Here is an 8,889-nt window from a genome sequence, read left to right as displayed (position 1 = left end):
CGAGCGCAGGCAGTTTTCAGACAAAGCTCAGCGCTCCAGGCCCATGGCCCGCCGTGCCAGGGCACGCCGTAGCGGCCCCACCAGGTTGAGGCCGATCAACCCCGCCGCCCGGGCATGGGAGAGCAGCGGGTGATCGATGCCGAAGAGCCGCACCAGGCCATCGCTGAAGCGAATGACATTATGCCGATCGCGGTCGCGGCGCGACTCGAAGTCGCCGAGCACCGTCATGCTGCCCGGTGACTCTCCCCGAGGCAGGCCGGCGTCCAGCGCCTCCACCAGGTCGATCACCCCGCGCAACGCCAGGTTGAACCCCTGGCCGGCCACCGGATGCAGGGCGTGGGCGGCATTGCCCAGCACCGCCAGGCCTGGGCGCACCGTCTCTCGGGCGGTGACCAGCGAGAGCGGGTAGCTGTGACGCTTTCCGACCCGCCGGAAGCGTCCCGCCCGATCGCCGAAGGCGCGCTGCAGCCGCCACAGGAAGTCGTGATCGGAGAGCGCCAGGGTCTCGGCTTCGCTGCCCGCGGCATGGGTCCAGACCAGCTCCATGCGGCCGCCCTTGAGGGGCAGCAGGGCCAGGGGCCCCTGGGGGGTGAAACGCTCATAGGCGGTGCCGCCATGGGGGCGACTCATCTCCAGGTTGGCGATCAGGGCCACCTGGTCATAGGGGGTGGCGCGACTGTCGATGCCCAGGCGCTCCTTGAGCCCGGAGCGTCCCCCATCCGCCAGCACGGTCAGCCCCGCCTCCAGGCACTGGCCATCGTCGAGGGTCAGGCGATGGCCAGTGGCGCTCGGCGTTATCGTCTCGACCCGCGCCGGGCAGTGCCAGGTCAGCGGCAGCTCCGCCAGGCGCCGGTGCAGCACCCGTCCCATCCAGGCATTGGGCAGCACATAGCCCAGGGCTTCCTCCGAGAGCTCCTCGGCGGCGAGACGCGTCACCCCCAGGCGGCCCCGCTCACTGATATGGATACGGCGAATCGGCTCCGCCTCCCGAGCCATGGCCTGCCACAGGCCCAGCCGCTCGAAGTGCAGCCGCGAGCCCTGGGCGATGGCACTGGCCCGGGCGTCGAAACTGGGCTGCCACTCCGGCTCGCCGGCCAAGGGCAGGGGGGCCGCCTCGATTACCGCCACCCGGAGGTCATGGCGGCGAATCAGGGGGGCCAGGGCGCAGGCCAGGCTGGCTCCCACCAGGCCACCACCGATGATGGCGATATCCACGGGGCGTCCCGTCTCCTGGTCTATGCTGTGGCTGGGCGTCTCCATCGTGCCTCTCTCTATGGAAGCGGCCATGATGACCGCGACTCGTCATAACGTAATTACGTAACTAAGAAAGCCTAGCCTCTCCACTGATCAAGAACCGACCATCAAGGCCTCGATTTCCTCGACCCGCTTGGGCACGCCGGCGGAGAGCACCTCATGCCCCTCGGCGGTCACCGCCACGTCGTCCTCGATACGAATGCCGATGCCGCGATAGGCCTCGGGGATATCGTCCTCGTCGGGCAGGTAGAGGCCCGGCTCCACGGTGATCACCATGCCCGGCTCCAGGGGGCGCGCCTGCCCCTCGCGGCGATAGGTGCCCACGTCATGGACATCCAGCCCCAGCCAGTGGGAGGTGGAGTGGAGATAGAAGCGACGATAGCGCTGCTCGGCGATACAGGCGTCCAGGTCGCCTTCCAGCAGGCCCAGCGCGATCAGCCCCGCCGTCAGGTCGCGCACCACGCCGTCGTGGATCTCCACCAGAGTGACGCCGGGACGCACTGCCGCCACGGCCCGCTCCTGGGCGCGCAGCACCACCTCATAGAGGGCCCGCTGGGGCGCCGAGAAACGCCCGTTGACCGGGAAGGTACGGGTGATATCGCCGGCATAGAGATCGAACTCGGCGCCGGCGTCGATCAACACCAAATCGCCATCGCGAAGCGGGGCGCGGTTCTCGATATAGTGCAGCACGCAGGCGTTGGCGCCACCGCCGACGATGGAGGCATAGGCGGGTCCGCTGGCACCCTGCCACAGGAACTCGTGCTCCAGCTCCGCCTGGAGGTGGTATTCGGCCAATCCCGGGGCGGCCAGGGCCATGGCCCGGCGGTGGGCCCGGGCCGAGATCTCGGCGGCATGGCGCAGCAGCGCCAGCTCCGCCTCGCTCTTGATCAGGCGCCGCTCGTGAATCAGGGCACTGACGTCGGCGAAGGCGCGTGGCGCCACGGCCCCCTGGCGCTGCTTGGCCAGCAGCTCGCCGCGCAGGGACTCGGCCAGGGCCAGGGCGGCTTCATCGTCCAGCGGCAGGTAGAGGGTCTCGCGACCGTCCAGCAGGGCGGCCAGGCGCTCCTCCCGCTCGCCATTCTCGAAGGCCTGTTCGATACCGTAGCGGCTCACGGCGCCCTCGGCCCCCAGGCGGAGTCCGGTCCAGGCCTCCATGGTGGGATCGCGGTCCTGGCAGAAGAGCACGCACTCGCCCTCGGCGCGCCCGGGCAGGAGCAGCAGCAGGGCGTCCGGTTCGGGGAAGCCGGTCAGGTAGTGGAAATCGCTGTCCTGGCGGAAGGGAAAGTCGCTGTCGCGGCTGCGAGTCACCAGCGCGGCGGCGGGCAGCAGCACGGCACTGCGCGGGGGCAGGGCGTCCATCAGGGCGCGGCGCCGGGCGCGATACTCTTCCAGGCCGATGGGGGCCGGGCGGGGCAGTCTCTCTCGACTCATGATGACTCCTGAAGGTTCGGAAATCAGTGCGCTTGGGGCGGCTGTTCGACCCGCGGCTGCCCCGGATGCTGCTCGGTATAGAGCAGCATGGCGGCCATGCGGGCATGCTCTGTGAGGGCGAAGAGGTCGTTCTCGTTGTCCGCGCTCTCCTCCAGCTCGGCATCCATCCCGGCCAGCACTTCCAGGTCGGCCAGCGCCTCCTTGAGGTTGTCGGACCAGGCCTGTCGCTTGTCGGCATCGACCTCCGCCAACACTTCCAGGAAGCCCTGGGTCCACTCCTTGAGCCCCCGGGCCTGCTCGGCCAGGGAGAAGAGCTCGTCGGGCAGCAGGGGCGCATAGTCGAGACCGGCGGCACTCAGCGCCTCCAGGGCCTGGCGCCGCCAGGCCAGGAACTGCTCGGCGCTCTCGGGGTCCCGGGGCTGCTCCACGCTCAGGGCCAGACACACCTCTTCGAGCCAGGCCTCGGCGCCGAGGTCATGCAAGGCCAGGGCCGCGGCCAGGCGGCCATCCAGGAAGGCCGGCGACTGCAGGCTGTCGTGCAGCAGGAAGAGGTCGGCGACGGTGGAGAAATCGAGACGATCGTTGATCAGGGACATGCCAGAGATTCCGGGTCATGGTGGGTGGGGCCGCCATCGAGCCGGGTTCATTGACCCCTTGCGAAGGGCTCTCTTATAGTGGCGGCTTGACTCATAGTAACGCATCGCGCCTCCCCCTGGCCTGCCCCGGAGCCCCCATGACCGATGCCTCCCGCCCGACCACCGAGATCACCCTGCTGGGTCGCAGCTATGTCATCGCCTGCCCCCCGGACGAGCAGGAGTCGCTGCTGCGCTCGGCCCGCTACCTCGATCGGGCCATGCATGGTATCCATGCCCAGGCCAAGACCCTGGGTAACGAGAAGATCGCCGTGATGGCGGCGCTCAATATCACCCACGAGCTGCTCCAGGTGCTGGAGGAGCGCAAGGATCAGGAGCGCGGCCTGAGCCAGCTACACGCCCGCCTGGAACAGGCCCTGGGCCCGGTCGACGAGAAATAGGCCGGGAAACCGATTCGCGCCTTGGGAGGGTGCCCCCTCTCTGATAGGATAAAGAGGTTCCCTGGGGTGTGCGCCAGTCGTTATAGTCCCTCGAGCCTATGAGCAATACCCAGGGGGCCACCAGCTAGACGGGCCCGTGTGCATGTCCGTGCGTCGGAAAGCCTGACGGCTCGTCTGCGGCCACCCACCTTGAACCGCTGGGTTCAAGGGCCAGAACGACAGCGGCATTCTGGGGAACACCTTACCGCTTATGGAAGACACTTCTCGCTTCGAGGCCCTAGCGGCATCCCCCGCCGAGCGCCATGCCCTGCGTCGCGAGCTGCGCCGTCGCCGCCGCACCCTGACGCCTCGCGAGCAGCAACGGGCCAGCGAGGCCCTGTGTCGTCGCCTGCGTGCCTTGCCCGAGGTGCAGCGTGCGCGCCGCCTGGCCCTCTATCTGCCCAACGACGGCGAGATCGACCCCACCCCCCTGATTTCCTGGCTACGCCGCCGCGGCTGTCGCCTCTATCTCCCCGTGCTGCGCCCCCTGGCGGAGAACTGCCTGTGGTTCGTGCGCTACCACGCGGGCACGCCCATGGTGAAGAATCGCTTCGGCATTCCGGAGCCGGATACCCGTCACGGCGCCCATCGCGCCCGTCGCCTGCCGGCCTGGGCCCTGGACCTGGTGCTGCTGCCCCTGGTGGGCTTCGATCCCCGAGGCGAGCGCCTGGGCATGGGCGGCGGCTTCTACGACCGCAGCTTCGCCTTTACCCGCGGCCCGGGACCCCGCCCGCGGCTGATCGGCGTGGCGCATGATTGCCAGCGGGTAGCGGCTCTGCCCAGCGCCAGCTGGGATGTCCCTTTGGATGCCATCGTCAGCGATCGAGACGTGATTCGTCGCTGACCCCATCTCCCAGATACGAAAAAACCGGCAGCCTGGGCTGCCGGTTCCATGGGACTCTTCTGGTCATGGCACTGGTGCGTGCCTGGGGTCAACTGCCGACCAGGGCTTGGGCATAACCGGTGGCGACGACGCCAATGCCAAAGGCCAGTACCAGTGCCATGACCAGATCGGGCTTGCGCTTCATACCTACTCCATGGATTCGATGGTCGTTGGGTGGTGCAAATTGTTATTGATCGCCCCTACGGGCGACAGCCACGACTATAGGCCCATGGGAGCCGGATAACAACCGGGCAAAGCGTCAAAAAATGTAAGGAAACGCTGTTCTTTCAAGGCCTGAGCAGTGAGTTAGCACTCACCCCACAGGCCTTCGCTATAGAAGCCTCACCCTCCCGGGCGATTAGGCCATAAAGAGGCGGTAGGCGGGGTTCTCCGACTCCTTCCAATAGCGGTAACCGATGGCGTCGAAATACTCCTCCACATGGGTGCGATCGCCGTTGGGCACCTGCATGCCCACCAGCACCCGACCATAGGCGGCGCCATGGTTACGGTAATGGAACAGCGAGATGTTCCAGTCGTGTGGCAGGTGGGTCAGGAAGTTCACCAGGGCGCCGGGACGCTCGGGGAACTCGAAGCGATAGACCTCTTCCTCGAAATGCTCCTTGGGCCGACCGCCGCCCAGGTGGCGAATATGCAGCTTGGCCAGCTCGTTGTCGGTGAGATCCTCCACCGGGTAGCCCGCCTCGCGCAGCTTGTCGATCACCGCCTGACGATCCTCGCCACCGGGCTTGACCTGCACGCCGACGAAGATATGCGCCTGCTCCGGGTCGGCATAGCGGTAGTTGAACTCGGTGACCATGCGCTTGCCGATGGTCTTGCAGAACTTCTTGAAGCTGCCGGGCTTCTCGGGAATGGTCACGGCGAGGATCGCCTCGCGCTGCTCGCCCAGTTCGGTGCGCTCGGCGATATGCTGCAAGCGATCGAAATTGGTGTTGGCCCCGGAGTTGATGCACAGCAGGGTCTCGCCCTCGGCGCCGGTCTGCTGGATATACTTCTTGAGCCCGGCCAGCGACAGGGCCCCGGAGGTCTCGGAGACGGCCCGGGTATCCTCGAAGATGTCCTTGACCGCGGCGCACATCTCGTCGGTATTGACGGTGATCACCTCGTCCACCAGGTCGCGGACGATGGAGAAGGGCACCTCGCCGATCTGGGCCACGGCGACCCCCTCGGCGAAGACGCCTACCTGATCGAGCACCACCCGCTCGCCTGCCTCCAGGGCCGCCTTGAGGCAGGCGCTGTCCTCAGACTCCACGCCGATGATCTTGATCTCGGGACGCAGGTACTTCACGTAGGCCGCCACGCCAGCGATCAGGCCGCCGCCGCCCACCGGCACGAAGATGGCGTCCAGCGGGCCGCTGTGCTGATGGAGGATCTCCATGCCGATGGTGCCCTGACCGGCCACCACGTCGATATCATCGAAGGGGGGAATATAGGTGTAGCCGTACTCCTCGATCAGCGTCTGGGCATGCTCGGCGGCGGCGGCGAAAGCATCGCCCTTGAGCACCACCTTGGCGCCCCGGGCGCGCACCGCGGCCACCTTGATCTCCGGGGTGATCCGGGGCATCACGATCACCGCCTTGACCCCCATCAGCCGGGCGGCCAGGGCCAGGCCCTGGGCGTGGTTGCCCGCCGAGGCGGCGATCACGCCCTTGGCCTTCTGCTCGTCGCTGAGCTGGGCCATCTTGTTGTAGGCGCCACGAATCTTGAAGGAGTAGACCGGCTGCAGGTCCTCCCGCTTGATCAGAATCTGGTTGTTGAGCCGCCGCGAGAGGAAGGATGCCGGAGAGATCGGCGTTTCCCGGGCCGCCTCGTAGACCCGGGCCTGGAGAATCTTCTTGACTGTATCTTCGAGCATCCTGATATCCCAAGACGCGCGGCCTGATTGCCGCACGGAGTGAAGCGAGAGAGGAAAAGAGACTATTGGTAGCAGACCCTTGGGCGCCCCGTCCAGCCCGCGAAGCGTGCGAGGAGCCTTCCCTGTTGCCGACTCCGGCCCACCTATCGTTAGATTCGCCGGTACGACGCCCTGCCCGCGAGCCGAGCATCGAGAGGAGGGACGCGCCCCCATAACAGCAACAACAGATCATCGGGTCATTTCTTGCCCGCAGGCAAGAAATGACCCGATTTTCAGGCCACTTCTTGCCCGTTCGGGACGTTCTGGCAGAGGTGATTTCTATAATAAATTGATTATAAATGACTTTTTTGTTTATGGCATGACCTCTGCTTTATAACTGACGTCCCCCAGGACATTTTCTCATACCGTCAAGGAGCAGACTCATGCCGACACCTTGCTATATCAGCATCCACGGTCAGACCCAGGGCCATATCACCGCCGGCGCTTTCACCCCGGATTCCGTGGGCAACATCTACGTGGAAGGCCACGAAGACGAGATGCTGGTGCAGGAGTTCAAGCACATCGTCACCGTGCCCACCGACCCACAGTCCGGCCAGCCCGCCGGCCAGCGCGCCCACAAGCCGTTCATCTTCACCGTGGCCCTCAACAAGGCCGTGCCGCTAATGTACAACGCCCTGGCCTCCGGCGAGATGCTGCCGACCGTCGAGCTGAAGTGGTACCGCACCTCCGTGGAGGGCCGCCAGGAGCACTTCTTCACCACCTCCCTGACCGACGCCACCATCGTCGACATCAACCTGCGCATGCCGCATGCCCAGGACGCCACCCAGTCCGAGTTCACCCAGCTGATGGATGTCTCCCTGGCCTATCGCAAGATCGACTGGGAGCATACCGTGGCCGGCACCTCCGGGTCCGACGACTGGCGCGCGCCGCTGGAGGCGTAAGCCCCGGGATGGCCGCCTGCGGGCGGCCATCGTCGCGCCGAGGCGTTAAGCTCTGTCACTCGACTTCCAGGAGGGAAGACGCCGTATGGCCCACGCAAGCGGACTGCAGTTCACCCTGAGCCTGCCCGGCGGGGAGGACGTGGCGGTCATCGATTTTACCCATCGCGAGGCCCTCTCGGCGCCCTTCGAGCTCGGGGTGACCCTGGCCAGTCAGTCCCCGGATATTTCCCCCGCCGATGTCCTGGACCACCAGGCCACTCTAACGGTCTGGGAAGATGGCGAGCCGCTGCGTCGTGTCCACGGCATGGTCAGCGAGTTCGGCCGCGGTGATCGCGGCCACCGCCGCACCTGCTACACCCTGGTCATCCGCCCGGCTCTGTGGCGCCTCGACCTGCGCCACAACTCGCGCATCTTCCAGGACGTGCTGCCCCAGGACATCCTCGCCACCCTGTGCGCCGAGCGCGGCCTGACGGACGTGGCCTTCGCCCTGACCCGCGAGCCCGCCGAGCGCGAGTACTGCGTGCAGTACCGCGAGACCGACCTGGCCTTCGTCGAGCGCCTGGCCGCCGAGGAGGGGCTCGTCTACCTCCATGAGTTCGAGAATGCCGAAGGCGGTGCCCACCGCCTGGTGTTCGTCGATGCCTCCCAGGTACTGCCCAACGTGGGCGAGCGCACTTATCATGGCCGCGCCGGCGGCACCCCGCCGCGCCGCCATGTGCGCAAGCTCACCCAGGTCTCGCGGGTGCGCCCGGCGGCAGTGACGCTCAAGGACTACACCTTCCGGAACCCGGCCTACGACCAGTTACACGAGCACCCGGCGCCGGACCTCGGTGAGCACGCCCAGCGCGACGACTACGAGCACTACGACTACCCGGGGCGCTACAAGGCGGACGCCTCCGGCAGCGCCTTTACCCGCATCCGCCTCGAGGCCCTGCGCCGCCAGGCACTGACCGCCGAGGCCGAGAGCGACCTGCCGGAGCTGGCCCCCGGCATCTGCTTCACCCTCACCGATCACGATATCGATGCCCTCAATCGCGACTGGCAGGTGGTGGCGGTGGTGCACCATGGCGAGCAGCCCCAGGCCCTGGAAGAAGATGCCGTCGGCGCCGATGGCCGCACCCGCTATTTCAATGAGCTGGTGCTGGCCCCCGCCGACCGCGCCTGGCGCCCCGAGCCCCCCGTCCGGCCCCGGGTCGACGGCCCTCAGGTGGCCGTCGTGGTGGGCCCCGAGGGCGAGGAGATTCATTGCGACGAACACGGCCGGGTCAAGGTGCAGTTCCCCTGGGATCGCTACGCCGAGCCCAACGAGACGGCGAGCGCCTGGCTGCGGGTCAGCCAGGGCTGGGCCGGTGGCGGCTACGGCGCCATGGCCATCCCGCGCATCGGCCACGAGGTGATCGTCTCCTTCCTCGAGGGCGACCCGGACCAGCCGCTG

At 67.1% G+C, this 8,889-nt stretch carries 8 protein-coding genes and 1 other RNA gene; 5 read left to right on the top strand and 4 right to left on the bottom strand.

Going from position 1 to position 8,889, the window contains the following annotated elements; all coding sequences use genetic code 11:
- Window positions 1–27: 27 nt before the first annotated feature.
- The 3 genes from ubiH to HPA02_RS17595 form a co-directional block, all read right to left on the bottom strand.
- Complete coding sequence (gene ubiH / locus HPA02_RS17605) at window positions 28–1,260, bottom strand: 2-octaprenyl-6-methoxyphenyl hydroxylase (RefSeq protein ID WP_146804510.1); 1,233 nt, start codon at window positions 1,258–1,260, stop codon at window positions 28–30.
- Between the two features lie 87 nt (window positions 1,261–1,347).
- Window positions 1,348–2,685, bottom strand: a complete 1,338-nt coding sequence (gene pepP, locus HPA02_RS17600; RefSeq protein ID WP_146804509.1) for a Xaa-Pro aminopeptidase — start codon at window positions 2,683–2,685, stop codon at window positions 1,348–1,350.
- Window positions 2,686–2,708: 23 nt separating this feature from the next.
- Window positions 2,709–3,281 carry a UPF0149 family protein gene (locus HPA02_RS17595; protein WP_146804508.1) on the bottom strand — a complete coding sequence of 191 codons (573 nt, stop codon included), beginning with the start codon at window positions 3,279–3,281 and terminating at the stop codon, window positions 2,709–2,711.
- A gap of 137 nt (window positions 3,282–3,418) precedes the next feature.
- Here HPA02_RS17595 and HPA02_RS17590 point away from each other — a divergent pair, with 137 nt between their 5' ends.
- The 3 genes from HPA02_RS17590 to HPA02_RS17580 all read left to right on the top strand — a co-directional run bounded on the left by HPA02_RS17590 (window position 3,419) and on the right by HPA02_RS17580 (window position 4,601).
- Window positions 3,419–3,718: a cell division protein ZapA gene (locus HPA02_RS17590; protein WP_146804507.1), complete on the top strand. Its 300-nt coding sequence runs from the start codon at window positions 3,419–3,421 to the stop codon at window positions 3,716–3,718.
- A 55-nt stretch (window positions 3,719–3,773) separates the two neighbouring features.
- A non-coding RNA gene (ssrS, locus tag HPA02_RS17585) (6S RNA) lies at window positions 3,774–3,958 on the top strand.
- Between the two features lie 10 nt (window positions 3,959–3,968).
- A complete protein-coding gene (locus tag HPA02_RS17580; protein ID WP_146804506.1) occupies window positions 3,969–4,601 on the top strand; it encodes a 5-formyltetrahydrofolate cyclo-ligase in 633 nt (210 codons plus the stop codon).
- A gap of 397 nt (window positions 4,602–4,998) precedes the next feature.
- On the opposite strand, the gene ilvA is transcribed toward HPA02_RS17580, so the two are convergent.
- Window positions 4,999–6,726 (bottom strand): threonine ammonia-lyase, biosynthetic, encoded by a 1,728-nt coding sequence (gene ilvA / locus HPA02_RS17575; protein ID WP_276508232.1) that lies wholly within the window; start codon window positions 6,724–6,726, stop codon window positions 4,999–5,001.
- A gap of 209 nt (window positions 6,727–6,935) precedes the next feature.
- Between ilvA and HPA02_RS17570 the strand changes: the two genes are divergently transcribed.
- Together HPA02_RS17570 and tssI are read left to right on the top strand one after the other, a co-directional pair.
- The gene (locus tag HPA02_RS17570; RefSeq protein ID WP_146804504.1) at window positions 6,936–7,454 is read left to right on the top strand and encodes an Hcp family type VI secretion system effector; all 519 of its coding nucleotides are present in this window, start codon (window positions 6,936–6,938) and stop codon (window positions 7,452–7,454) included.
- An 85-nt stretch (window positions 7,455–7,539) separates the two neighbouring features.
- Window positions 7,540–8,889 (top strand): type VI secretion system tip protein TssI/VgrG (gene tssI, locus HPA02_RS17565; protein ID WP_146804503.1); only part of this gene is annotated, 1,350 nt, incomplete at its 3' end.

This window comes from Bisbaumannia pacifica (genome assembly GCF_007989625.1).
Lineage (GTDB): Bacteria > Pseudomonadota > Gammaproteobacteria > Pseudomonadales > Halomonadaceae > Bisbaumannia > Bisbaumannia pacifica.
Note: the sequence above shows the minus strand (reverse complement) of the source record. Positions and strands in the feature narration are given on the sequence as shown.

Coding starts and splice junctions, on each gene's coding strand:
- ubiH (WP_146804510.1), bottom strand. CDS start 1,260: ATGGAGACGCCCAGCCACAGCATAGACCAGGAGACGGGACGCCCCGTG.
- ilvA (WP_276508232.1), bottom strand. CDS start 6,726: ATGGGGGCGCGTCCCTCCTCTCGATGCTCGGCTCGCGGGCAGGGCGTC.
- HPA02_RS17590 (WP_146804507.1), top strand. CDS start 3,419: ATGACCGATGCCTCCCGCCCGACCACCGAGATCACCCTGCTGGGTCGC.
- HPA02_RS17595 (WP_146804508.1), bottom strand. CDS start 3,281: ATGTCCCTGATCAACGATCGTCTCGATTTCTCCACCGTCGCCGACCTC.
- HPA02_RS17570 (WP_146804504.1), top strand. CDS start 6,936: ATGCCGACACCTTGCTATATCAGCATCCACGGTCAGACCCAGGGCCAT.
- pepP (WP_146804509.1), bottom strand. CDS start 2,685: ATGAGTCGAGAGAGACTGCCCCGCCCGGCCCCCATCGGCCTGGAAGAG.
- HPA02_RS17580 (WP_146804506.1), top strand. CDS start 3,969: ATGGAAGACACTTCTCGCTTCGAGGCCCTAGCGGCATCCCCCGCCGAG.